Origin of the sequence: Actinomyces sp. oral taxon 175 str. F0384 (assembly GCF_000223355.1) — a bacterium.
GTDB lineage: Bacteria > Actinomycetota > Actinomycetes > Actinomycetales > Actinomycetaceae > Actinomyces > Actinomyces oris.
The window spans coordinates 373,897-399,750 of record NZ_AFUR01000006.1; the positions used below are offsets into that span (position 1 = coordinate 373,897).

Sequence of the window (25,854 nt, forward strand, 5' to 3'; positions counted from 1 at the left end):
CGATAGGCGCCACGACCACCCCCCTGGGGTAAGCGCAGACTCACTGGCCGCTGAGGACGACGACGAAGGACATCGGGGAGAGCCGCAGCATGACCACTCGCCACCCACCCGCTTCTCCTACACGAATTCGCTTCGGAAGTCGTCCCGTGCTCGCCGCAGGTTTCGTCAGGCGGCAGGGACAGGATGAACTCTTCGACGCCGTCTTCGCTCACTCCGAGCCTCGCACGGTTCTGACGGGGATGCGGGGAAGCGGCAAGACTCAGCTGGCCGCTGCGGTTGCGGCCAGGTGCGAGGAGGAGCGCTGGCCCCTGGTCGCGTGGATTCATGCGGCCTCACGTAAGGAGATCATTGCCGGTCTCTACGAACTCGCGCTACGGGCAGGTATCAACGCACCGAAGAACATTCCTTTGGAGGTCATTGTTCGGCGCCTCCTGGATCGACTGCGCTCAGCAGAGGCGGCAGACCGTCTCTTCGTTTTCGACAACGTGGAGAATCCGGACGACCTGAGAGACCTCATCCCCGAGGGCACTGGAGTTCGGACCCTCGTCACCACCCCGCGTCACTTCGACTGGGACGACCTGGGGTGGCTGCGGTTGACGGTGGGCGCCTTCGATCGGGAGCAGTCGATCTCCCTCCTGTGCGAGCTCACTGGCGACACTCACCGCGATGCAGCTGACCGGATCGCGGATGCGCTCGGCGACGTGCCCGTCGCCATCGCCCAAGCCCTTGCGACAGCACAACAGGGTGGATACTCCTTATCCGGCTACCTTGACAGGCTGAGTCGTCACTCGCTCGAGTCACGCACAAGTCGCCTCGAGGGTGCCAACTACCCCGACGCCGTCGGCATCGCACTGCTCATGGCCTATGAACAGGTCCTGGAGCAGCTCAGAACCAAGCATCCTCAGCAGGAGAGGATCGCCGTATCGCTCCTCGGCGCACTGTCTCTCCTGGCTGCTTCCGGAGTGCCGACTCACTGGCTCTTGAGGCTCGACGGCGACTCCGACGCAGTACGCGACACCTTGTCTTTCCTGAAGAGCGCCGCTATCTTCCAAGAATCCAGCGACGGCGACAAGACCATTATTCACTGGCTCCAGGGACACGTGTACCGGGAAACCTACCTGAATGACCAGAAGAAGCTCGGTGAGGCGCGTAGGTGCGCTGCAACACTTCTCGGCGGGATTGACGTAGACCGCTTAGAGAATGGTGAACAGCGGCGAGACGAGACCCACCATGTCATCGAGCAGCTGCTCTCAGTCACATCACAGGACTACTCTCATTCACTGTTTTCTGAGCCACGGGTGTCTTCAAAGCTCGCCGAGACACTGCACGACGCGACCAGTCTTGGGATGTCGCAGCTGGCCCTTTGTCTCACTGACTCCGTGACCCGGGCCCGCGATGTCTTGGGCCCTGACCGCCCCGACACCCTGGCTTCACGCAACAGTCTCGCCGGCTCCTACCGCGACGCGGGCAGGCTTGACAAGGCCCTCACCCTGTACGAGCAGATCCTCGAGGACTCCATCCGCGTCCTGGGCACCGACCATCCCAGCACCCTGACCTCACGTTTCAACCTCGCCTGCGCCTATAAAGCGAGTGGCAGGCTCGAGGAGGCCATCACCCTGTACGAGCAGGTTTTCAGCGGCCGTAGCCGCGTCTTGGGCCCCGATGACCGCAGCACTCTCACCGTGCGTGACGATCTCGCCGCCACCTACTGGGAAGCGGGCAAACTCGACGAGGCCGTCACCCTGAAGAAGCAGATCCTCGCAGACGCCATGCGCATCATGGGCCCCGACAGCCCTGGCACCTCGGCCGCACGTCTCAACCTCGCCGCTACCTACCGGGATGCGGGCAGACTCGACGAAGCCGTCGACGTGTACGAGCAGATCCTCGACGACGTCGCCCGCACTCTGGGTCTCGACCATCCCGACACCCTCACCGCGCGCAACCAGCTTGCCGGCGCCTACCGGGATGCTGGCAGGCTCGAAGAGGCCATCCCCTTGTTCGAGCAGAACCTCACCGACTTCACCCGCCTCGCGGGTCCCGACCACCCCCACACCCTCAGCGCGCGCAATCAACTCGCCGGCATCTACCGGGACGCGGGCCGGCTCGACGAGGCCATCCGCCTGTTCGAGCAGAACCTCGACGACGTCGCCCGCACCCTGGGCCTCGACCACCCTGAAACCTTGGCCTCACGCCACAGCCTCGCCGGCGCCTACCGGGATGCTGGCAGACTGGACGAGGCCATCACCCTCTTCGAGCAGAACCTCACCGACTTCATCCGCATCCTGGGTCCCGACCGCCCCGACACCTTCACCTCACGTAGCACCCTCGCCGGCGCCTACCAGGCAGCCGGAAGGCTCGAGGAGGCCATCCCCCTGTTCGAGCAGAACCTCGAGGACCGCACCCGCACCCTGGGACCTGCCCACCCTGTCACTCTCACCTCGCTCGGCAACCTGGCCGACGCCTATCGCGCCGCTGGAAGAACTGAGGATGCGGAGAAGCTCTTCGGAACGCCGTGAGAATTCTGCTTCGGGGCCACTGACCACTTGTAGGATAGCGGCATGGCCGATCCCCTCTCCCTCGCTGTCCTGTCTGCCAGCATCACCGGTCTGCTCATGCGCGGGGCCGCTGTGGCCGTTGATCCTTCGTGGAGCAGCGCGGCATCACTGCCTGGCGAGACCCTCAACGCATGGCGCAGCCTGAGACGTCTGCAGCAGGAGCGGGGTGGACAGGAGAATCCGCTGGAGGCGTCCATCAAGGCCCGACTTCAGAAGCAGGTGGATGACGCCGGCGAAAGGTATGAACTGGCCGGAGTCAGTCGATCCGCCTTGGCCGGGGCCGTCACCGAGATGGAGGTGGCACTCAGGGAACTCAGCGGGGACGACGCCGCAGTTCTTGAGGCGGTGCGGTTCCCGGACAACTTCGAGAGGTACCTCCGACGGCGGACGGCAGGCCGCCGCCAGAACGTCGAGGCGGCAGCCGAACCCTTCTTCGATGACCTGACACGCATCGTCGCCGACGAGTTCATCCATCTCGCACCAGGCTCACGCGGTTTCGACATCGCCGCGCTCAAGCAGCTGCTCGCAAGCCAGGAACAGCTACTTGCAGGGCAAGAACAGCTGCTGGAGAGGCAAGCAGAGACTCACGAACTGCTGGGGACGATGGCGACGGACATTAAGGAGATCCATAGCGCGATCCCGCAGAGCCAACCTGCCTCACCCACGCGGATTCGCTTCGGTAGCCGCCCCAGGGTCAGCGCAGGCTTCATCAAGCGAGAAGGGCAGGATGAGCTCTTCGACGCCATCTTCACCCGCGCCGAGCCTCGTACAGTGCTGACGGGGATGCGAGGAAGCGGCAAGACACAGTTGGCCGCTGCCGTTGCGGCCAGATGCGAGGAGGAATGGCCCCTAGTCGCATGGATCAATGCAGGCTCACGTAAGGAACTCATTGCCGATCTCTACGAGCTCGCACTGCGCATCGGTATCGATGCACCGAAGGACATTCCTCCGGAGACTATTGTTCAGCGATTCCTGGATCAGCTGCGCTCAGCAGATGCGGAGGACCGCCTTTTCGTCTTCGACAACGTGGAGAATCTCGATGACCTGATAGGTTTCACCCCTGAAGGCCGTGGAGCACGGGTCATCGTCACCACCACACGCCACCTCGACTGGGACAGTTTGGGATGGCTGCCGTTGACGGTTGGCGTCTTTAAACGGGAGCAATCAATCGCTCTTCTCTGCGAACGCAGTGGCGACACTGATCACGATGCGGCAGACCAGATCGCGGAGGCGCTCGGAGACCTCCCTGTCGCCGTAACCCAAGCCGCTGCGACAGCAAAATGGGGTGGATACACCTTATCCGACTACCTGGACAGACTGAGCAATCACCCACTCGAGGTAAGCATCAGCCGCCTCGAGGGCGATGACTACCCGGATGCCGTCGGGGTCGCATTGTTCATGGCCTACGAGCAGGCCTTAGAGCAACTCAGAAAGGAACATCCTCAGCAGGAGAGGACCGCTATATCACTCCTCGACGCACTCTCCCTCCTGGCCGCTTCCGGAGTACCGACTCACTGGCTCCTCGAGCTCAACGATGACTCCGACGCAGCACGAGACACCCTGTCTTATCTGAAGAAGTCATCCATCCTTCAAGACTCCACCGACGGTAGCAAGACAATCATCCACCGCCTTCAAGGGCAAGTTTACCGCGAAACCTACTTGAGCAACCAAGAGAAGTTCAACGAGGCACGTGCGTACGCAACAACCCTTCTCAACGAGATCGACATAAAACGGCTAGAAAATTTTGAACTACAGCGACAGGAAACACGCAATCTCGTCGAACAAATTAGATCCATTACATCGCAAGAATACTCCCATTCATTGTTCTTTGACTCGAGTTTTGCTTTATCCATCATCAAGGCACTATGGTGCACTAACCAATTTGGAATGTCACAGTTGGGCCTTACTCTTGCTGAATCCACCACTCGGGCATGTGTTTCTTTGGGTGCAAGCCACCCAGGCATCCCAATTTTACGTAACAACCTCGCCTACACCTACCAGGATACCGGCAGGCTCGATGAAGCCATCACCCTGTACGAGCAGAACCTCGAAGACCGCACCCGCACCCTGGGCCCCCACCACCCCGACACCCTCACCTCACGCAATAACCTCGCCAGTGCCTACCGGGATGCAGGTAGGATTAACGAGGCCACAGAAGTATTCAAGCAAATCCTCACCGATCGAATCCACACCCTGGGCCCCCACCACCCCGATACCCTCACTACCCGAAATGAACTTGCCAGGGCCTACCTCGACGCGGGCAGGCTCGACGACGCCATCACCCTGCTAGAGCAGAACCTCACCGACCGCACCCTGGGCCCCCACCACCCCGACACCCTCACCTCACGCCACAACCTCGCCAGTGCCTACCGAGACGCGGGCAGGCTCGACGACGCCATCCCCCTGCTAGAGCAGAACCTCACCGACCGCACCCACATCCTGGGCCCCCACCACCCCCAAACCCTCACCTCACGCAACAACCTCGCCAGCGCCTACCTCGACGCGGGCAGACTCGACGACGCCATCCCCCTGTACGAACAGACCCTCACCGACCGCACCCGCACCCTGGGCCCCCATCACTCCGACACCCTGGCCTCACGCAACAACCTCGCCTACACCTACTGCAAGACGGGCAGATTCGACGAAGCCATAACCCTGTACGAATCAACCCTCAGAACACAGATCGACACCCTTGGCGCTGACCACCCCGACACCCTCACCACACGAAACAACCTCGCCAGCGCCTACCGAGACGCGGGCAGGCTCCAAGACGCCATCCCCCTGCTAGAGCAGAACCTCACCGACCGCACCCACATCCTGGGCCCCCACCACCCCCAAACCCTCACCTCACGCAACAACCTCGCTGGCGCCTACCTCGACGCGGGCAAACTCCAAGACGCCATCGCCCTGTACGAACAGACCCTCACCGACCGCACCCACATCCTGGGCCCCCACCACCCCGACACCCTGGCCTCACGCAACAACCTCGCTGGCGCCTACCTCGACGCGGGCAAACTCCAAGACGCCATCCCCCTGTTCGAACAGACCCTCACCGACCGCACCCGCACCCTGGGCCCCCACCACCCCGGCACCCTCGCCTCACGCCACAACCTCGCCATTACTTACCAGGACGCGGGCAGGCCCGATGAAGCCATCCCCCTATACCAGCAAAACCTCGAGGACTGCGCCCGCACCCTGGGCCTCGATCACCCCCGCACCCTGATCACACGTAACAACCTCGCCGTCGCCTATCGGGACACGGGCAACTTCGATAAGGCCATCCAACTGCATCAGCAAAATCTCAAGAACTACGAAGACCTCCTAGCACCCGACCATCCCGACACCCTGGCCTCACGCAACAACCTCGCCGGCGCCTACCGAGACGCGGGCAGGCTCGACGACGCCATCACCCTGTACGAACAGACCCTCACCGACCGCACCCGCACCCTGGGCCTCGATCACCCCCACACCCTGGCCTCACGCAACAACCTCGCCTACACCTACTGCAAGACGGGCAGATTCGACGAAGCCATCGCCCTGTACGAACAGACCCTCACCGACCGCACCCACATCCTGGGACCCCACCACCCCCAAACCCTCACCTCACGCAACAACCTCGCCGGCGCCTACCTCGACGCGGGTAGACTCGACGACGCCATCCCCCTGTTCGAGCAGAACCTCGAAGACCGCACCCACATCCTGGGACCCCACCACCCCGACACCCTCACCTCACGCCACGGACTCGCTCACACTTACTGGCAGGCGGGCAGGCTCGACGACGCCATCCCCCTGTACCAGCAAAACCTCGACGACTGCACCCGCACCCTGGGCCTCGATCACCCCCGCACCCTGATCACACGTAACAACCTCGCCGGCGCCTACCGGGATACCGGCAGGCTCGATGAGGCCATCGCCCTGTACGAGCAGAACCTCGAGGACCGCACCCGCACCCTGGGCCCCCACCACCCCGACACCCTCACCTCACAAAACAACCTCGCCAAGGCCTGCCATAAGGCAGGCAAACTCAACGAGGCCATCCCATTGTTCGAGCAGACCCTCGACGCTCGCATCCGTATCCTGGGCCCCCACCACCCCGACACCCTCACCACACGCAACAACCTCGCTGATGCCTATCGTGCCGCAGGTCGAATTGAAGAGGCAGAGGCACTCTTCGAAACGCCATCGGACTCAGAGGACGAGCAGAACGGCACCGAGAAGGACCTGGACCAGGAAACCGGCGACTGACCGCCACAAGGCGCCGTCTTTGATGTCGGTGGGCTGTGAGACAGTGTCGGCATGCGGATCCTCCACACCTCCGACTGGCACCTGGGGCGCACCTTCCACGGGCGCGTGCTCGATGACGCGCACGCCGCCTTCGCCGACCACCTCGTCGAGCTCGTCACCGCCGAGTCAGTTGACGCCGTCCTCGTCTCCGGGGACGTCTACGACCGCGCCATCCCACCCAATGACGCCGTCGCACTCCTCGATGAGACGCTGCGCCGCCTGACCGAGCGCACCCGGGTGGTCCTGACCCCCGGTAACCATGACTCCGCCCGCCGCCTCGGCTTCGCCGCCGACCTCATGCGCGAGGGCCTCATCATCCGGGCCCGCACCGCCGGCCTCGACCGCGGCATCATCCTGCCTGACGCCGATGGCAACGAGGCCGCCATCGTCCACGCCCTGCCCTACCTTGACCCCGACGCCGCCCGCGAGATCCTCCCGCCCCTCCTCTCCGAGCGCCTCGGCGAAGAGACCCCCGCGAAGCACACAGCAGGGGAAGACCAGGCCGAGAACCGGGACGCCTCCTCCCAGCCCGGCCCGCCGGCGCGCCCGCGCCTGCCCCGGTCCCACGAGGCGGTCGTCTCCGCCGCCCTGCGCCTCGTGGCCGCGGACCTGGACCCGCCTGCGCACCGGCCGCACCCGGNGCCTGCCGAGCCTGCTCATGGCCCACGTCTTCGTCGTCGGCGGCGAGGCCTGCGAGTCCGAGCGGGACATCCGCGTCGGCGGCGTCGACTCCGTGCCCTCCGGGGTCTTCACCACCCTGGGCGGCTCGCCCCTGGCCGAGCGCAGCGGCGGCCTGGACTACGTGGCCCTCGGCCACCTCCACCGGCCCCAGGAGCTCACCCGGCCCGCCGGCCCGCGCCTGGTCTACTCCGGCTCACCCCTGCCCTTCTCCTTCGACGAGGCCGAAGGCGCCCGCAACTCCGCCACCAAGTCCTCCGTCCTGCTGGATCTCAGCACCGACGGCGTCTCCGGGCTGGAGCGCATCCCCACCCCGGTCCTGCACCAGGTGCGCACCCTGACCGGCACCATGCCCGAGCTCCTCTCCCCCGCCTTCGACGACGCCACCAGCGCCTGGGTGCGCGTCATCCTCCAGGGCGAGCGACCACCCGGCGCCCTGGCCACCCTCAAGGAGAGATTCCCCAGCCTCCTGGCCTTCCAGCACGAGGCCCCCACGCGCACCGCCCGCGAGCGCATCGCCGTCACCGCCGCGGCCGACCCGCTGCGCATCACCGAGGACTTCTTTGACGACGTTTGCGGGCGCGCCCCGCAGCCCTCCGAGCGCGGCGTCCTGCGCAGCGCCTATGAGTCCGCCCTGGTGAGCGCGAGGAGCGAGCGATGAGGATCCACTCCCTGACCATGACCGGCATCGGCCCCTACGCCGGGCGGGAGCACATCGACTTCGACGCGGTGGGCGCCTCGGGTCGCTTCCTGCTCACCGGCCCCACCGGCTCGGGCAAGACCACCATCATCGACGCGATCGTCTTCGCCCTCTACGGGGACGTGGCCGACTCGGCCGACTCCTCCAAGGAGCGCATCCGCTCCACCCTCGTGGGCCCGCACACCGAGAGCGTCATCGAGCTCGTCTTCTCCACCGGCGCCGGCGTCTACCGGGTGCGCCGCACCCCTACCTACGAGCGGGCCAAGCGGCGCGGGCAGGGAACCACCACCCAGAACGGCACCGTCAAGCTCTGGCACCTGGCTGAGGTCGGCGGGGAGCCGCTCGATGAGCCCGTCACCCGCGTGGGCGACGCCGACGCGGAGATCGCGCGCGCCGTGGGCTTAAGCCGGGAGCAGTTCACGCAGACGGTCGTCCTGCCGCAGGGCAAGTTCGCCCGGTTCCTGCGCGCCGACTCCTCCGAGCGCCAGCACCTCCTCAAGGACGTCTTCGGCACCGGCATCTACGACGCCATCCAGGACGCCCTCATCCAGGCCTCCCGGGACGGGGCCCGGCGGGTCGAGCAGGCCGCGGCCGACCTGCGCGGGCAAGTCGCCTCCCTGGGACGGCACCCCCTCCTCACCGAGGACCCCTCCCCCACTGAGACCGCAGATGCCGGCGAGGAGACCGACGACGCCGATCAGGCGGTTCTCCCGGAGGACTCGTCTCCGGATAACTCGTCGCTGCAGGCCCCGTCCGGAGGGACCCAGGAGGCGCTGCCGCTGCCCAAGGATGACGCCGGCCTCGCGGAGCCGGAGGAGGCCGACGACGCCCCCGCCCAGGCACCGTCCCAGGCGCTGGAGGCAGCGATGGCGGGAGCTGCCCCAGACCTGGCGGCTCTTCGCCGCATCGGGGCTGAGGTTCTGGAGACCTCCCGCAACCGGGTCGCATCGGCCGACGCCCGAGCCGAGGCCGCAAGAGAGGTCCTCACCCGAGCTCAGGCCGCCCGTGAGGAGGCCCAGAAGCTCCACGACCTCCTGGAGCGACGCCGGGCCCTCATTGAGGAGAATGAGCGGCTGGCTGAGCGCGCTGAGCAGGAGGCCGACGACGCTCGGCGTCTCCAGGCCGCCGAGCGCGCCTCCAGGGTGCGGCCCTACCTGGTCGCCGAGCAGGCCGCCCATCGCCGCGCCCAGCAGGCCGTCGCTGCACTGGCCGCCCGCGCCGATCAGAGCGGGCTGGCCCACCTGGCCGAACAGGCCGGAGACACCAGTGCCGGCAGCACGGAGGATGCCACCACCAGCGACGCTGACGGTCTCGATACCGCGGTGACGCCCGCCGCCCTCATCGAGCCCCTGGTCCGTGAGGCGCAGCGCCAGCTCACCGCCCTCGAGGCCGAACCCAGCGAGGCGAAGGCCGGCGCCACCGAAGTGGACACGGCCCCGCATGACTCCGACGCCACAGAGACCCCCGTGGCGGCCGAAGCGTCCGAGACGACCCAAGCCGAGGCCCTGAGCACCGACGACCTCGACGACCTGGCGCACCGCTGCCGTCGCGAGCACGGGCAGCTCGAGGCCCTCGTGGACCTCGAGACCGGCCTCCCCGAGCGCGAAAGCGCCTTGCAGCAGCGGGAGGCGGAGCTGCAGCGCGCCGCCGCCCAGTTGGAGCAGCGCGCGGAGAAGCTCGCCGAGCGCCCCGCACAGCGCACCGCCCTGGTGGAGACGCTGGAGGCGGCGCGCGCAGCCCACGAGCGCCTCGACGGCCTTCAAGACCGCCGCACCCGGGCCGAGGAGCGCCACCGAGCCGCCCTCGCCGTCGAGCAGCTCAGCGCCCAGCTCGCCCAGCGAGACGATGCCTGCACTCAGGCGGCGACGCTCGCGCGGGAGGCAACCGAACGGGTTCGCGCCACCCGTCTGGCATGGATCTCCGGGACCGCCGGGGCACTCGCCGGTGAGCTCACCGAAGGCGAGCCCTGCCCCGTGTGCGGCTCGACCACGCACCCCTCCCCCGCCACCGCCGGCACCGACGGCGCCAGCCGTCAGCAGGTCGAGGCCGCCGAGGAGCACCAGAAGCAGGCCGACGAGGCACTCACCGGTGCCCTCCGGGAGCGTGACGCCTGTGCCGCCCGGCTTCAGGAGGCCGAGCGTGCCAGTGACGGCATGGATGCGCCCGCCGCCAAGGAGGCGCTGGAGGCGGCCGCCACCGCCCTGGCCACGGCGCGGGCCGCGGCAGACGGCGTCGAGGAGCTGGTCGAGCGGCTCGAGGTCTTCGATGCCGGCACCGAGCAGGAGCGCGCCGCGCTCGATGCCGCCCGCTCCGCTCAGGAGTCGGCCCGCAGCCGCCTGGAGGCCGAGCGCGAGGCCCTCGCCCAGGACCAGCGGCGTTGCCTGGAGGCGCGCGGGGCCTGGCCGAGCGTCACCGCCCGCGCCGCCGCGCTCCTCGTGCGGGCCAAGGAGGCCGAGGACGCCTCCGCCGACGTCGACACAGCCCGTACCGCCCTGGCCCAGGCCCGCAGTGCCCTGGCGGACCTGGCCTCCGCGCTGACGGAGGAGGGCTTCACCGGTGCGGCCCAGGCAACGGCGGCCCTCATGGAACGCGGTGCCATCGAGGCCCTGGCGGCCAGCGTGCGCGCCGCCGCCACCGCCCGGGAGCGGGTCCGCCTGGGCCTGGAGGACCCGCAGATCGCCGCCCTGAGCGGCCAGGAGGAGGACCTCCTCGAGGCCGCCACCGCCGAGCTCGCCCAGGCGGACGCCGCCGCCCGGCAGGCCGCCTCCGCTCAGGCGCGCGCCGCCGAGTCCCACGAGCACCTGCGCCGGGCCGTTGACGGCGTCGAGCAGGCGGCCACCGCCTATGAGGATGCGGCCGGCTCCAGCGCCGACCTCATCCGGGTGGCGAACCTCGCCCGCGGGGAGAACGAGGCCGGCACGCCCCTGGCCACCTGGGTACTGCAGGCCCGCTTCGAGGAGGTCCTCGTCTTCGCCAACGAGCGCCTGTCCCAGATGTCCTCCGGGCGCTACGAACTCATCCGGGTCGCCGAAGAGACCAGCCAGCGCCGGCGCCGCAAAGGACTGGGCCTGGCCGTCGTCGACCACCTCGGTGACGAGCGCACCCGCGACCCCCGGACCCTCTCGGGCGGGGAGACCTTCTACGTCTCCCTGTCACTGGCCCTCGCCCTGGCCGACGTCGTCTCAGCCGAGTCCGGGGGCGTGAGCCTGGAGACCCTCTTCATCGACGAGGGCTTCGGCACCCTGGACGCCGACACCCTCCAGGCGGTCATGGCCCAGATCGACCACCTGCGCGCCGGCGGGCGCACCGTCGGCATCGTCTCCCACGTGGCCGAGCTGCGCGACCAGATCGCCGAGCGCATCGCAGTGCGGCGCGTCGCCTCGGGCGGCTCCACCCTGAAGGTGACCGCCTGAGACGACGCGCCGCGAACGCATCCTGCTGGCCGGTACCGACCCAGCGGCCGGCACCGGCCAGTAGCCCTAGAAGACGCTGCTGCTGGACTCGATCGTGATGGTGGGCTCGCCATCACCCTCCGGCAGCTCCACCTTCCCGGAGAAGGTGAACTTCGCCTTGCGGGGGCTGGGGTTCTTGTCGAAGGCCGACGGCTTGGGAGACCCGGAGATGCTGATCTCGTCGGAGGTGAAGGACAGGTCATTGCTGTCCTCGGAGAACTCCACCTTCGTGGCGTCCTTCTCCACCGACAACGAGGTCATGTCCGAGGAGGTCTGGTAGGGGCAGGTCTTGTCCGAGTTCGTCGGAACGGTCGCACAAGTCTTCGTCTGCTCCTTGACCTTCTCCAGCGCCTTGGTCTTGAGCTCGTCAGTGGGAGTGGCATCCACCTTCTGGGTGCCCACCGACTCGGCCTCCGAGGCGGCACCCTTGCCCGAAGGAATCAGGGTGAAGGAGGTCTCCTTGGCAGAGAGGTACTTACTGACGGAGTCTGGCGCCGACACCGGGTACACACCGGGGTAGGCGAACTGGGTCGAGGTGCGGCTCCCACTCCACCCGTCCTTCTCCTTGGCCAGGTCAATGGCAACCCCAGCGACCTTCAGCCCCGGGAGCGAGGAGGAGCTGAAGTCCGCGGACACCACGAGGGGCTTATCCACCTTCCAGCTGTCCAGGCCGAAGGAGCCCGACGACTTCGAGGCGGTGAAGTCGTACTCGAAGGCCTTCCCGTCCAGGGACAGGTGAGCCTTGACCGTGGCGGTGTCACCGGAGATGGTGGGCTTGTCGATCTTGGTGACCTTGATCCTCGCCTTGGCGGCCTTGAGGGCGTCGTCGGTCAGCAGCTTGCGCTGGTCGTTGGGGACACCGGGGTCCACCATCTTGGTTGCCTCAGAGGCCTTCCCCTCCGACAGGAGCATCAGGTAGCTCTCGACCGCCTTGTCGGGGCCGCGCATGCCGTTGACGACGTTGAGCCCGACGACGCCGGCCACCACCAGCGCCACCACGACCCCGAAGGCCGACAGTCCCAGAATGACCTTCTTGCGCGAGGCCGCACTCATCGGGGCAGGCTCGGGCAGGTCGCCCGCAGCAGTCGCGCCCGCGGCCGCGCCGCCAGGTCCGGGAGCCGGGGCCTGCGAGGCCGGCGTGGTCTCCACCCACTGGCCGGTCGCCGGGTCCATGGAGAAGACGGCGCCGGTGGCCGGGTCCGTAGCGATGCTGGCCCCGGTGGCCGGGTCGGTGCTGTACGCCCACTGCTGGGCCGACGACGTCGAACTCACGCCGGAGGTGCCCGCACGCCAGGCCGCACTCGCCTTCTTCCCGCCGGCCAGCTGCAGCACCGCCGGGAAGGAGGAGTAGACCCACAGGGGCAGCAGCTCGGCCAGCACGGAGATGATCGCCACGACAACCCCGAGCAGGAAGAAGGTCAGGGCGTTGGGCTGCAGGCTCAGAGACATGTAGTGGCCGGCCCCGCCACCCGAGGAGCGCATCGGGGTGTCAGCGCCCGAGAAGCGCAACGGGAGCAGCCCGTAGAAGACGATCGCCCCCAGGACCAACGACACGAGCGGAAGCTGCCAGACACGCTGCCACTCGGTCCGCCCCGTGCGAGCGCGCCTGACACCCACGCGCAGCGCCGCCGCCGCGATGGCCACGATCATGGCCGCGAACAGCAGGATCGACCAGCTGCCGAACCAGGTCCAGGCGTAGGCATCGCCACCGTCCTCGCCGCCCAGCGACGGCAGGAAGTAGGCCAGAGCCGCCGCGGCCTCGCTCTTGTCCAAGGTGATGCCTCCCAGGGAGCCCATGCCCAGGGCGAGCAGCACCAGGTTCGGCAGGAAGACCGGAAGCAGAAGGATCGAGGCCAGGTTCCACCCCTGGGTCAGCGCCGCGACGATGTAGGCAAGAACGACGAAGACCCCCAGGACCACGCCCAGTGCGGCGCTCAGGGCACCCAGCTCCCGGCCGAGCTGCACCACCGGGCGCGGCAGGCGCTCAATCAGCGCCCCGCCGCTACGAGCCACCACCAGCGCCACGAAGACCACCACCGTCACCAGCAGGATCGTCATCAGCGCGGAGGAGGAGACCGTCATGACCTTCAACCCCATCATCGTGGCGGTCATGGAGAACGGTGCCGTCACCAAGCAGGCCACCAGGGCCACAGCCAGAGCCTCGGCTCCGGCCCGCGCCAGAGTCGGGACCAGCGGGGCCGCCGACCCGTCAACCGCGGCCCGGCGGCGCGCCAGCCAGAAGACCCCGATGCCAGCGGCGGTCAGTGCCCCCATGGGTAGCAGGGTGAAGGTCAGGGTGATCGTCTCGTAAGAGTTCGAGCCTGACATGACGAACTGCCCACCCAGGCTCCAGCCCATGAGCAGCGGCAGCGTGGAGAAGGTCGTCGGGAATGTCTTTGTCGAGTCCGTGGTCGATATGGCCACCATCGTGAGGATCGCGCTGATGGCTGCGGATCCGAGCACGATCGCCAGGCTCAGGGCCGTGGAGGTCAGGCCCGGGCCGCGGAACCAGGCGGTGAAGGTCTGCGCCAGGGGCGAGGCCTGAGCGGCCTGCCCGGGCTGCACGAACCCGTCCTGGGCCTGAGGCGCCGGCGCACCAGGTGCGGAGCCGGCGGCGACCGGGACGCCCATCGTGTTCGGGGCGGCCACAGCTTCTCCTCCAGGGGCGGGCACCGGAGGCGGCGGAGGAGCCTCGGCCGCGTTGGGCACCTGGGGCGCGAGGGCGCTCGGCGGAGGAGGCACAGGCACAGCGGGAAAGCTGCCGGTCTCCGGCCCCGACGTCATCGGGGGCGCGGGAACAGGAGCCTCACCAGTGCCATGCGAAGGATCAGGAGGAAAACTGCTGGTAGACACAGGGCTGCCTTCGATAGGGAATCAAACACGGCAGTTCTACCCCATGGAAACCGGCCGTGCACTAGTTTCGTCACCCAGTCTTAATATGCGATCCGCGCGGTCCGCAGATGAGCACGGGCAGAGCCGCCTTCGGTGCGCCCAACGTCCTACCGCAGCCGAGGCTAGCCCTCGCCGCCCGCCGAGTCGCCCTCGCCCTGCTGGCCGTCGCCGCCTTCCTGACCGCTTCCGTCCTGGGAGCCGTCCTGCTGGTCCCCGGACTGGTCGGTCCCCTGCGAGTCCGTGTCCGGCGAGGTGACACCCTGCTCAGCGGCCTTCTCCTTGACCGTGTTGAGGATGCTGATGAGGTCGTCGCGTCCGGGGAAGGAGACTCCGGACTGCAGCGCCTTGAGGGCCTGGTCGACATTGCCGATCTTGAGCTGGCCGGAGAAGCTCTCCGCCTCGGCCAGCGTATGCGTCTTGAGCACGCCCGCCCCGTAGTAGACGCCCGCTCCTGTGGCCACCAGGGGCAGGAACAGTGCCGCCAGGACCAGCAGGGCGGCGGGCCCCTTCGGCTTGGCTCTGGCCAGCGCCGAGCAGGACACGAGGAAGGCGAAGAAGGCCAGCACCGCGCCACCGCCGACGGCGCCGATCGCAGCCCAGTTGGGCGTCCAGCTCTGAGTCGAGAGGATCTCGAAGACGTGCAGCGTGCTCAGCAGCGTGTAGGTCCCCCAGCCCAGGGCCCCGCAGGCCACGAGCACCATGATCGTCCCCAACGGCAGGGCGGCCGTACGACGGCGCTCAGGCGGGCGTGGAAGCTCCACCGGGGGCTCCGGCTCGGGCTCACCCCAGGTCTCACGCACCGGCACCTGGGAGACCATAGGCCGTGCGGGCTCGGGGGTGGCGTAGACCGGCTGGACCGGCTCAGCCGGGTAGACCGGCGGCGTCTCCATGGCCATCGTCTGCGGCGCCGCGGGCATGGGTTGGAGGACCTGGGTGTACTGGCTGCGCTGGTCCGGGGAGGCGGCCAGCTGCGGGGTCGACGTCGACGGCGGCAGGTACCCCCATCCCTCGTCCCCCGGCGGCATGGCGATGGCCTCCGTGGCCCCCGACTGCGCCTCCATCTGGGCCAGGTCGATCCGCTCGGTGGGCCGACCGCGGTCGATGTGCTCGATGCGGTCGGTGCGCTCGACAGCCGCGTCCGTCGCTGCGTCGTCGTCGAACTGCGGCCCACGGGAGAGAGGACGGGACACGATGAGGCTCCTTGCCAGAGGGGTAACGATGGGGTCTCTATGACCACGAGGCTACGCCACCGAGGCTACCGGCACGAGGTGCCTCGGACCCGGAAGGAGGACTCACCGAGTGTTCTCGTGCACCACGAGCGCCGAGCGCGGGGGCACGATCACGTGGCCGGTGCAGGACTGGCCGCTCAGCAGGTCGGTGCCCACGACTCCAGCCACCTCGCAGGCCCGGTCGGAGTGGTTGAGCAGGAAGAGGACGTCCCCGCGCCGCTGGGCCTCGACGCCGTCGGGCAGGTCGGCGACCACGGGTCGCAGCCGGGCGTGCGCGCACACCAGTGTCAGCAGGGCGGCCCGGCTGAGGGCGTCGAGGTCGGCGGCCACGTACCAGCCCGCTCCTGCCCCGCTCATAGACCGCCGGGTGATGGCGGGACGACCGGCCAGGTCCGCTCCCCCGCCGCGGCCGTCGAAGACCGCGACGACCTCGACCGGCTGCCGGCCCTGCCCCGCCCGGGTGTTCTCGTCCGCCGCCTCGGGCGCCTCGTCGATACGGAGCTCCTCGGCCCAGCCGCCGGCGCGCAGATCGGGGGCGGGCGTTCCCATCCGGTCCAGGACCCGGCGCAGCGGCTCGCTGACGGCCTCCAGTCCCGTCCAGGTGTCGGCGGCGGGAGTCCCGACGGCGCGGCTGAGGCGGTTGACGAGCGCGCCTCGGGGATCAACCTGCCCGACTGGGCCGGTCAGGGCGGCATGATCGGTCACCCGTACCCCCAGCAGCGGCCGCAGGGATCCCAGGTAGCCGCCCAGGACGGCTCCCGCGTTGGCGTCGACGACCCCGGTAGGGCCGGCCACGACGACCTGGGCGCCGGCGGCGACCGCCCGCTCCAGGTGCTCGGCGAGCTCGGGGCGGTCGATGAACACGGCGGGAACGATGATGAGGCGGTAGCCCTCCAGGCTCCGGCTCACCGGGACGATGTCGGTGGCGATCCCGGCCTCCCACAGGCTGCGGTGCCAGGCGCGGGCCGTCTCGAAGCGCTCACCGACCTCGACCGGGCCGATGGCGGTGCTCAGGGCCCACTGGCTCTCCCAGTCCAGGACGAGGGCCGCCTCGGCCCGCACCGGTTCCCCCAGGACCGGCCCGAGGCGTGTGAGCGCCTGCCCGGTGGCCACGGTCTCCTCCCAGGTGCGGCTGGCGCGCCCGGCGTGGGGGACCATGCCGGAGTGGAAGGTCTCGGCGCCCTGGCGGGACTGGCGCCATTGGAACTGCAGGACGCCGTCGGCACCGTGGGCCACACGGGCCAGGGACCACAGGAGGAGCTGGCCGGGGCGCTTGGGCGAGTTGCGTCTGCGCCACTGGACGGCGCTGGGCGCCTGCTCCATGAGGATCCAGGGGCGCCCTCCGGCCAGGCCCCGCATGAGGTCACCGGCCCAGGCGACCTCGTGGGCGGCGGCCGGGTCGGCGGGGTCGGGGTAGGAGTCGTCGGAGATGATGTCGAGGGACGCTGCCCAGCGCCAGTAGTCGGTGGCCGGGAAGTCGCCCATGAAGTTGGTGGTCACCGGCCGCGTCGAGCGCTCCCGCAGGATGCGGGCCTCGGCCTCCATGAGGCTGCGCAGCTGGTGGTCGCTGAAGCGCCTCCAGTCCAGCATCTGGGCGGGGTTGGGGAAGGTGGGCATGGCACCGGGCGGGGCGACCTGCTCCAGGCTCGTATAGCGCTGGGACCAGAAGTCGGTGCCCCAGGCGGCGTTGAGGCGCTCGACGTCGCCGTAGCGCTCACCCAGCCAGACCCGGAAGGCCCGGGCGCAGGCGGGGCAGAAGCACTCGGCGGTGTGGCAGCCGTACTCGTTGCCGATGTGCCACATGACGACACCCGGGTGGTCGCCCAGGCGCTCGGCCAGCGCCGCGGCCAGGGCGGCGGAGCGCTCCCGGTAGACAGTGGAGCTGGGGCAGTACTGCTGGCGCGAGCCCAGGCCCAGGCGCACGCCGTCAGCGTTCATCGGCAGGGACTCGGGGTGGTCGGTGGCCATCCAGGCGGGCGGGGAGGCGGTGGCGGTGGCCAGGTCGACGGCGATGCCCGCCTCGTGGAGACGGTCAACGATCTCCACCAGCCAGTCGAGCTCGTAGACGCCCTCGCGCGGCTCAAGGCGCGCCCAGGAGAAGATGCCGAGGGAGACCAGGTTGACGCCGGCCTCGGCCATGAGCTCGAGGTCCTCGGCGAAGGTGGCCTCATCCCACTGCTCGGGGTTGTAGTCGCCGCCGTAGGCGGGGCTGGTCAGCCCCAGCAGCTCGTCCGGGGCGCGGCGGGGTGTGGAGGCTGAGGTCGAGGGACTCGTCATGAGGCCGATTCTCCCCCATCTCTCCCTCGCCCCGCGCACGCCGGGCACCCGGGTCGGCGGGGCCGGTCGGGCTCAGCTGATGGTCGAGCGCGAGCTCGTCAGCCAGGCCAGCGGCACGGTGGTCAGGAACAGCCCCTGCCACTCGCGCTCCCACAGCAGGGCGATGTCACCGCTGGGCAGCTGGGCTATGCACTGGTAGACGTAGTGGCGCGGGTTGATGACTCGGTTGTGGCGCCAGGTGGCGCCGTCGTCGTAGCTCAGGCGCAGGACGCCGCAGCCGCGGAAGGGCAGCATCCGGGAGGCGTTGGCGAAGACGATCCCCCGGCCGACCGCACCCTTGACGCCATCGCCGTCCCCCACGGCCGCTGCGCCCTCCAGGCCGGTGATGGCGATGGCGTTGGGCTGGGAGAAGATCTCGGGGAGCTGCGCGTCGTAGTCGACCTCCCCCCAGGTGACGCCCCCGTCGTGGGAGACGGCGTGGGCGACTCTGCCCAAGGGGTGCTGGTTACGGGCCCACACGTGTACGGCGCCGTCGGTTCCTTCGACGAGGACGGACTCGTACAGGCTGGCCCGCTCGTCGGCCAGGTCCCGGGAGTGGACGACGGCGCCCAGCACCTCGCGTCCGTCATTGGGTGAGGCGCCCAGGGTCCAGGTGGTCCCGCCGTCGTCGGAGTAGATGGCGGCGCAGGACAGGTAGGCGGTGCCGCCGGCCTCGTGGCTGTAGTAGACGGGTGCGAGGATGCGTCCGGCGTGCTCCGGCGCGGTCAGCTGGATGGCGTTGCCGGGGCCGGTTCCCAGGAAGCACATCCAGTCGGCCTTGACCTGGGCGGTGATGTCGATCGGCTCGGACCAGGTGGCGCCGTCGTCGTCGGAGGTGAGCATGAGCAGGTGGGAGCCGCGGTGCTGGAAGAGGCAGTCCTCGGGGGCATGCTCGTGGGCGAGGTAGATGCTGCCGGCCGCCCGGCCGCCCCGGAGCACGTCGCCGGCTCGGGTCCCGGCGGCATCGTCGCCGCTGAGGATGATGCGGTAGTCGGTGGCCTCGCCGATCTCCGTGACGACGCTGCCGTCGGGCTCGACGGCGAAGAGCTCGCCGGCGCGGTTGTGCAGCACGCGGCGCCCCTGCTCGTCGAAGCCGGTACCGACGGCTGCGTTGGGTTGGCCGATACCGCCGGGGAACTGGTCGACCAGGCAGATGACGCGCCCGGTGGAGCGGTCCTGGACCAGGACGGAGTCGATGAGGCTGGCCCCCAGTGCCCCGGTGCCCGGGAGGCTGAGCAGGGTGCGCATCTCCTCCCAGGTGGCGCCGCCGTCGAGACTGCGGCGCATGACGAGGTTGATGTCGTTGGGGGCGTCGTTGGGGATGGAGACGCGCTGGTCGGCGCCGGCCAGGATGACGCCGCTGTCCAGGGTGAGCAGGGAGGGGATCCGGTAGGACCGGGCCCCGTGGTAGCCGGTGTCGAACAAGGCGCGCGTGGACAGTGGGGCGGCCCCGGCCAGGCGCTTGACCTGAGCGTCGGTGAGGGCGGCGTCATAGATCATGGCGGTCTGCGCCTCGCCGAAGAGGCGCCTGCCGTCCAGGTCGGCGCCCACCACGACGCGCGTCACCGGCGCGATGTCGGCCAGGAAGGCGCCGCCGGGGGCGAGGGCCACCTGGTAGCCGTCGACGTGGATCTCCACCGCGCCGCGCCCCGAGGTGACCACGACGTCGTGCCAGGTCCCGTCGTCCCAGTGGCCCGGGGCTCGCGCCTCAATGAGGGGCTCGGTCTCCGGCGAGTCCTCACCGGGGAGCACCCGGTAGCTCAGACCTCCCGCGTCGATGTCGAGGTGCAAGGTGCCGCCCTGGCCGCTCGCGGCGATGATGGTGCCTCCCTGGCCACGGCCCCGGGTGCGCAGCAGCGCCCGGATGGAACCGGTGGCCAGGGCTCCGGTGCGGCGGGCGTCGCGGTCGGAGAGCTCACTGGCTGCGAACTGGACCAGTGGGGTGGCGGCCAGGGACTGGGCCATGACGGCGCGATCGCTGAGCGGCTCGTCCCAGGCGGCCAGGCGGGTGACCGCGGCGATCCCGTCGGGGTCGATACGCACCTCGGTCAGCCCGATCTGGGCGAGGAAGGCGGTCAGCGTCGTGGAGAAGCACTCGTAGCCGTCGGCGTAGAGGTGGGTGCCGGTCTCGTTGACGGTGACGGCGATCGTGTGGGGGCGGCCGTCGTCCAGGCCCAGGGCGTCCTCGGCGTCGAGGACCCGGCGCTGGATACCGCTCTCACTCCCGGCTCCGGAGGGCCCCTCCGGACGGCCGACCGCGCCGAGGACCTGCTCGCCGTCGAGACGGCCGGCGCGAAGCGACAGGGTGATCCGCCCGTTGGTGCCAGTGAGAGCGATGAGGGTGGCGTCGGCGCGGGCGGCGACGTCGAAAAGGATCGTGCCGCGCCCGCAGGCGGCCAGGGCGGCGACATCCTGCTCGCTGAGGCTCAGGGGGGAGATCTCGGATGCGCTGAGGTCGAAGAGCATGGGGAGTTCCTTCGTGCCGGCAACGGCTGCCCGCCGGCGTTGAACGACCGGCGGTGCCGTGCGCGACGGTGCGCCACCGCACATCCAGTCATATGATGTCTGATGTATCGCGCACTGTAGCACGATCCCTGAACCTCAAGGAGACCACATGTCCGCCATCTCAGAGAATCGGACTGCCGAACCCGCCCAGCCCCGCACCGTGCCCTTCGTCGTCGGCGCCTACCCCATGCTTCCGCCCGACGACGAGGACCGCAGCGGTGCCGCCGCCCTGTACGCCGCGCTGGCCGACCTCGGCTGGGTCGACGGCATCGAGCTGCCCTTCCGGGAGGCCCTGGACGCCCCCGAGCCGTGGCTGGCCGAGCAGCTGGCCGGGCGCTTCGACCAGTGCGTCATCACGGCGATCCCGGGCACCATGGGGCGCGCCGGGGCCGATCCCGTCTTCGGCCTGGCCTCCCCCGACGATGACGGACGTGCTCAGGCGCTGGCCTACACCCGCTCGCTGCTGGAGGCAGTCGACCGCCTGCACGAGGCTGCGGGCGAGCGGCTCGTCACCCGAGTGGAGCTGCACTCGGCGCCGCACCACCAGGCCACCCCCGAGGCCTTCCACGCCTCCTTGAGCGAGCTGAGCGAGGACTTCGCCTCCCGCGGCCTGGGGATGATCGTGGAGCACTGCGATGCCGAGGGCGGCGTGGGCCCCTCGGAGAAGGCCTTCCTGACACTGGCCCAAGAGATCGACGCCTGCCGGGACACCGCGGCTCTCATCACCGTCAACTGGGGTCGCTCCGTCATCGAGACCCATGACCCGTCCACCCCGGAGAGCCACGTGCGCGAGCTCGTGGAGGCGGGCCTCCTGGGCGGAGTCATGATCTCAGGCGCCGGACCGGAGGAGACGCAGTGGGCCTGGGCGTGGGCCGACGCCCACCTGCCGCTGGCCGAGCACGAGCCGACCAGCTGGCTCACCCCGGAGAGGGTGGCCGCCACGATGCGGGCCGCCGACGGCGTCCAGGTTTACGAGGGCCTCAAGATCAACACCCCGGCGAGCGCCTCCCTGGAGGACAAGCTCGCCTGGGTCGGCCGTGTCCGCGAGACCATGCTCAGTGCCTGAGACCCATTCCTCCGAGCCCGGCTCCTCCAGGCCCGGTCTCTGACGGCGTTCGGCCCGCTCCCCTGCTGGGGAGCGGGCCGAACACTATACGATCCTCAGGTCCCGTGGACCCGGTGGAGGCTCGGTCAGAACTCGACGTCCTCGCTGCTGGAGAAACCGGTGCGGAAGTCGTCGGAGAAGTCCGCACGCAGGTCCCCACCGAAGTGGAAGTCGTCCAGGGCGACGGACTCGCCGAAGACGCCGTCTCCCAGGTCCACGCGGGAGAAGACCTCCGCCTTGACCTCCTCGGTGGGCTCGACCTCGATGTCCGAGTAGCGGGCCAGGCCCGTACCGGCGGGGATGAGCTTACCGAGGATGACGTTCTCCTTGAGGCCCAGCAGCGGGTCGGACTTGCCGTTCATGGCGGCCTCGGTGAGCACGCGCGTGGTCTCCTGGAAGGAGGCGGCGCTCAGCCAGGAGTCCGTGGCCAGCGAGGCCTTGGTGATTCCCATGAGCTCGGTACGGCCGGTGGCGGTCTTGCCGCCCTCGGCCATGACCCGGCGGTTCTCGGCGCGGTAGTGCATGACGTCCACGAGGTCTCCCTGGAGGAGGCGGGTGTCCCCGGAGTCCAGCACGGTCACGCGGCGCAGCATCTGACGCACGATGACCTCGATGTGCTTGGAGTGGATGTCCACGCCCTGGGATCGGTAGACCTCCTGGACCTCCTCGACGAGGTGGCGCTGGGTGGCGGCCACCGAGCGCAGGCGCAGGACCTTCTTGGGGTCGACCGGACCCTCGGTGAGGGCCTGGCCGGGCTCGACGTGGTCCCCGTCGTTCACCAGCAGGCGCTGACGGCGCGAGACCGGGACGATGACGTCCTCCTCGCCGTCGTCGCGGGTGATGACCAGGCGCTTGCCGTCGGCGTCGTCCTCGATCTTGAGGGTGCCGGCGGCCTCGGCCACCGCGGCCTCGCCCTTGGGCGTGCGGGCCTCGAAGAGCTCCTGCACACGGGGCAGACCCTGGGTGATGTCAGCGGCACCGGCCGCACCACCGGTGTGGAAGGTACGCATGGTCAGCTGCGTACCGGGCTCACCGATGGACTGGGCGGCGATGATGCCGACGGCCTCACCGATGTCGACGCGCTTACCGGTGGCCAGCGAGCGGCCGTAGCAGGCGGCGCAGGTTCCGACGTTGGAGTCGCAGGTGAGCACGGAGCGCACCGTGATCTCCTCGATGCCCGCGTCGATGGCGGCCCGGATCTCGGCGTCGCCCAGGTCGGCGCCGGCCTCGATGATGAGGTTGCCCTCGGCGTCGATGGCGTCGCGCGCCAGGGTGGTGCCGAACACGGTGGTGCCCAGGATCTCCGAGGGCTCCTTGATGCGCTCGTCACCGGCGTCGATCCAGGAGAAGATCCGCTTGGTCAGGCCCTTGCGGGTGCCGCAGTCCTCCTCACGGACGATGACGTCCTGGGAGACGTCGACCAGACGACGCGTGAGGTAGCCGGAGTCGGCGGTACGCAGCGCCGTGTCCGCCAGGCCCTTACGGGCGCCGTGGGTGGCGATGAAGTACTCCAGGACGCTCAGGCCCTCGCGGTAGTTCGACTTGATCGGGCGCTCGATGAGGCGCTGCTTGGGGTCGGCCACCAGGCCGCGCATACCGGCGAGCTGGCGGATCTGGTCCCAGTTGCCTCGGGCCCCGGAGACCACCATCTGGTAGACGGTGTTGCGCTGCGGGAAGTTCTCGCGCATCGCCTCGGCGACCTCGGCCGTGGCCTTGGTCCAGATGTCGATGAGGGAGGCGTAGCGGTCGTCCTCGGTGAGGGCACCGAGTTCGAACTGCTCCTCGATCTCAGCGGCCTCGTTCTCGTAGCGAACGAGGATCTCCTGCTTGGCCTCCGGGGAGACGACGTCGGCGAAGGCGACGGTGATACCGGACCAGGTGGACCAGTAGAAGCCGTTGGCCTTGAGGGCGTCCAGGGAGGCGGCGACCTCGACGCGCGAGTAGTTCTCCGCCAGGGCGTTGACGATGTTGCCCAGCTGCTTCTTGTCAACGATGTAGTTGACGTAGGGGAAGGTCTCGGGCAGCGAGGTGTTGAACAGGGCCCGCCCCAGCGAGGTGCGCAGGGTGATCGGGTCGCCCTCGCTCCAGCCCTCGGGCGGCTGCCAGCCCTCGGGAGCGGCGATGCCCTCCTCGAAGCGGATGTCGCAGGCGGCGTTGACGTGGAGCTTGCCGAAGTCGTAGGCCATGACCGCCTCCGCAAAGGAGGAGAAAGCCGGGACGATCTCGTTGCCCTCGGCGTCGCGCTCGACCTCGACCGCCGGGTCGGGGTCGGAGGTGAGGTAGTAGGTGCCGATAATCATGTCCTGACTGGGCATGGTCACGGGGCGCCCGTCGGAGGGCTTGAGGATGTTGTTCGAGGACAGCATGAGGATGCGGGCCTCGGCCTGCGCCTCGGCGCCCAGCGGGAGGTGGACGGCCATCTGGTCGCCGTCGAAGTCGGCGTTGAAGGCGCCGCACACGAGCGGGTGCAGCTGGATGGCCTTGCCCTCGATGAGCTGGGGCTCGAAGGCCTGGATGCCCAGGCGGTGCAGGGTGGGGGCGCGGTTGAGCAGCACGGGGTGCTCGCGGATGACCTCGGCCAGGACGTCCCAGACCTTGGGGTTGGCGCGCTCGACCATGCGCTTGGCGGCTTTGACGTTCTGGGCCTCCTTGAGCTCGACGAGCCGCTTCATGACGAAGGGCTTGAACAGCTCCAGGGCCATCTGGCTGGGCAGACCGCACTGGTGGAGCTTGAGCTGGGGGCCGACGACGATGACGCTACGGCCGGAGTAGTCCACGCGCTTGCCCAGGAGGTTCTGGCGGAAGCGGCCCTGCTTGCCCTTGAGCATGTCGGACAGGGACTTCAGCGGTCGGTTGCCCACGCCGGTGACCGGGCGGCCGCGGCGGCCGTTGTCGAACAGGGCGTCGACGGCGTCCTGAAGCATGCGCTTCTCGTTGTTGACGATGATCGTCGGGGCGCCCAGGTCCATGAGCCGCTTGAGGCGGTTGTTGCGGTTGATGACGCGGCGGTAGAGGTCGTTGAGGTCACTCGTGGCGAAGCGGCCACCGTCGAGCTGGACCATGGGGCGCAGGTCCGGCGGGATGACCGGGATGTTGTCCAGGACCATCGACTCCGGGGCGGTGCCGGTCATGCGGAAGGCGTTGACGACCTTGAGGCGCTTGATGGCGCGGGTCTTGCGCTGGCCGGTGCCGTTCTCGACGATCTCGGCCAGGGCGGAGGCCTCGGCCTCGAGGTCGAAGCTGCGCAGGCGGGCCTGGATGGCCTCGGCGCCCATGGAGCCCTTGAAGTAGATGCCGTAGTCGGCGACCATGTCGCGGTAGAGGACCTCGTCACCCTCCAGGTCACCGACCTTGAGGCTCACGAAGCGGTCCCACACCTTGTCCATGTGCTCCAGGGCGCGCTGGTTGCGGCGGCGCATGGCCGTGATCTCGCGCTCGGCGGTCTTGCGGAGCTTGTCGCGCTGGGAGGCCTCGGCGCCCTCGGACTCGAGCTGGGCGAGGTCCTCCTCGAGGCGCTGCTGGCGCGCCTCGACCTCGGCCTGGCCGGACTCCTCGAGGTGCTTCTTCTTGACCTCCAGCTCGTTGCGCAGCGAGGGCAGGTCGTCGTGGCGGCCCTCCTCATCCACTTCGGTGACCATGTAGGCCGCGAAGTAGATGACCTTCTCCAGGTCCTTGGGCGCGAGGTTGAGCAGGTAGCCCAGGCGCGAGGGCACGCCCTTGAAGTACCAGATGTGGGTGACCGGCGCGGCGAGCTTGATGTGGGCCATGCGCTCGCGACGCACCTTGGAGCGAGTGACCTCGACTCCGCAGCGCTCGCAGACGATCCCCTTGTAGCGCACGCGCTTGTACTTGCCGCAGGCGCACTCCCAGTCCCGGGTGGGGCCGAAGATCTTCTCGCAGAAGAGGCCGTCCTTCTCGGGCTTGAGGGTGCGGTAGTTGATGGTCTCGGGCTTCTTGACCTCGCCGTGGGACCACGAGCGAATGTCCTCCGCGGTGGCGAGGCCGAGCTGGATCCTGTCGAACACGTTGGCGTCGAGCACAGTTCCTACTTCCGATGGTGAAATCTCATCAGGTGGTGGTCTGGGGGGCGTTCCGTCGTCGTTGTTCCATGACTCCGACGGCGCCTGCGAGCCTGGTG

General features: G+C 69.0%; 10 protein-coding genes and 1 pseudogene. 6 read left to right on the forward strand and 5 right to left on the reverse strand.

Going from position 1 to position 25,854, the window contains the following annotated elements; all coding sequences use genetic code 11:
• Positions 1 to 146: 146 nt before the first annotated feature.
• The 5 genes and pseudogenes from HMPREF9058_RS10200 (at position 147) to HMPREF9058_RS10215 (ending at position 11,630) form a co-directional block, all read left to right on the forward strand.
• Positions 147 to 2,516 carry a tetratricopeptide repeat protein gene (locus HMPREF9058_RS10200; protein ID WP_009747893.1) on the forward strand — a complete coding sequence of 790 codons (2,370 nt, stop codon included), beginning with the start codon at positions 147 to 149 and terminating at the stop codon, positions 2,514 to 2,516.
• Positions 2,517 to 2,558: 42 nt separating this feature from the next.
• Positions 2,559 to 6,800 carry a tetratricopeptide repeat protein gene (locus tag HMPREF9058_RS10205; RefSeq protein ID WP_009406973.1) on the forward strand — a complete coding sequence of 1,414 codons (4,242 nt, stop codon included), beginning with the start codon at positions 2,559 to 2,561 and terminating at the stop codon, positions 6,798 to 6,800.
• A gap of 51 nt (positions 6,801 to 6,851) precedes the next feature.
• Positions 6,852 to 7,187 (forward strand): annotated as a pseudogene (locus tag HMPREF9058_RS13850) (exonuclease SbcCD subunit D); the annotation flags it as partial.
• Between the two features lie 310 nt (positions 7,188 to 7,497).
• Complete coding sequence (locus tag HMPREF9058_RS13855; RefSeq protein WP_009747813.1) at positions 7,498 to 8,178, forward strand: exonuclease SbcCD subunit D; 681 nt, start codon at positions 7,498 to 7,500, stop codon at positions 8,176 to 8,178.
• Positions 8,175 to 11,630, forward strand: a complete 3,456-nt coding sequence (locus tag HMPREF9058_RS10215; protein WP_009747782.1) for an AAA family ATPase — start codon at positions 8,175 to 8,177, stop codon at positions 11,628 to 11,630. Before HMPREF9058_RS13855 ends, HMPREF9058_RS10215 begins: the two co-directional genes overlap by 4 nt.
• Positions 11,631 to 11,696: 66 nt before the next feature.
• Here HMPREF9058_RS10215 and HMPREF9058_RS10220 read toward each other — a convergent pair whose 3' ends face one another.
• The 4 genes from HMPREF9058_RS10220 to HMPREF9058_RS10235 all read right to left on the reverse strand — a co-directional run bounded on the left by HMPREF9058_RS10220 (position 11,697) and on the right by HMPREF9058_RS10235 (position 20,572).
• Positions 11,697 to 14,318: a hypothetical protein gene (locus HMPREF9058_RS10220; RefSeq protein ID WP_009407356.1), complete on the reverse strand. Its 2,622-nt coding sequence runs from the start codon at positions 14,316 to 14,318 to the stop codon at positions 11,697 to 11,699.
• A 365-nt stretch (positions 14,319 to 14,683) separates the two neighbouring features.
• Entirely contained in the window at positions 14,684 to 15,751 is a 1,068-nt protein-coding gene (locus HMPREF9058_RS10225) for a hypothetical protein (protein ID WP_009747733.1), read from the reverse strand.
• A 102-nt stretch (positions 15,752 to 15,853) separates the two neighbouring features.
• Entirely contained in the window at positions 15,854 to 18,067 is a 2,214-nt protein-coding gene (locus tag HMPREF9058_RS10230; protein WP_009407145.1) for a beta-galactosidase, read from the reverse strand.
• Between the two features lie 72 nt (positions 18,068 to 18,139).
• Positions 18,140 to 20,572 (reverse strand): sialidase family protein, encoded by a 2,433-nt coding sequence (locus tag HMPREF9058_RS10235; RefSeq protein WP_009747907.1) that lies wholly within the window; start codon positions 20,570 to 20,572, stop codon positions 18,140 to 18,142.
• Between the two features lie 148 nt (positions 20,573 to 20,720).
• Between HMPREF9058_RS10235 and HMPREF9058_RS10240 the strand changes: the two genes are divergently transcribed.
• On the forward strand, positions 20,721 to 21,677 hold the full coding sequence (locus HMPREF9058_RS10240; RefSeq protein ID WP_009407176.1) for a DUF4862 family protein: 957 nt from the start codon (positions 20,721 to 20,723) through the stop codon (positions 21,675 to 21,677).
• A gap of 125 nt (positions 21,678 to 21,802) precedes the next feature.
• On the opposite strand, the gene HMPREF9058_RS10245 is transcribed toward HMPREF9058_RS10240, so the two are convergent.
• Positions 21,803 to 25,756: a DNA-directed RNA polymerase subunit beta' gene (locus HMPREF9058_RS10245; RefSeq protein ID WP_009407052.1), complete on the reverse strand. Its 3,954-nt coding sequence runs from the start codon at positions 25,754 to 25,756 to the stop codon at positions 21,803 to 21,805.
• Between the last annotated feature and the right edge of the window lie 98 nt (positions 25,757 to 25,854).

What these genes read in the sequence shown, in the direction of transcription:
- HMPREF9058_RS10205 (WP_009406973.1), top strand. Translation starts at nt 2,559, where the DNA reads ATGGCCGATCCCCTCTCCCTCGCTGTCCTGTCTGCCAGCATCACCGGT.
- HMPREF9058_RS13855 (WP_009747813.1), top strand. Translation starts at nt 7,498, where the DNA reads ATGGCCCACGTCTTCGTCGTCGGCGGCGAGGCCTGCGAGTCCGAGCGG.
- HMPREF9058_RS10215 (WP_009747782.1), top strand. Translation starts at nt 8,175, where the DNA reads ATGAGGATCCACTCCCTGACCATGACCGGCATCGGCCCCTACGCCGGG.
- HMPREF9058_RS10230 (WP_009407145.1), bottom strand. Translation starts at nt 18,067, where the DNA reads ATGACGAGTCCCTCGACCTCAGCCTCCACACCCCGCCGCGCCCCGGAC.
- HMPREF9058_RS10235 (WP_009747907.1), bottom strand. Translation starts at nt 20,572, where the DNA reads ATGCTCTTCGACCTCAGCGCATCCGAGATCTCCCCCCTGAGCCTCAGC.
- HMPREF9058_RS10240 (WP_009407176.1), top strand. Translation starts at nt 20,721, where the DNA reads ATGTCCGCCATCTCAGAGAATCGGACTGCCGAACCCGCCCAGCCCCGC.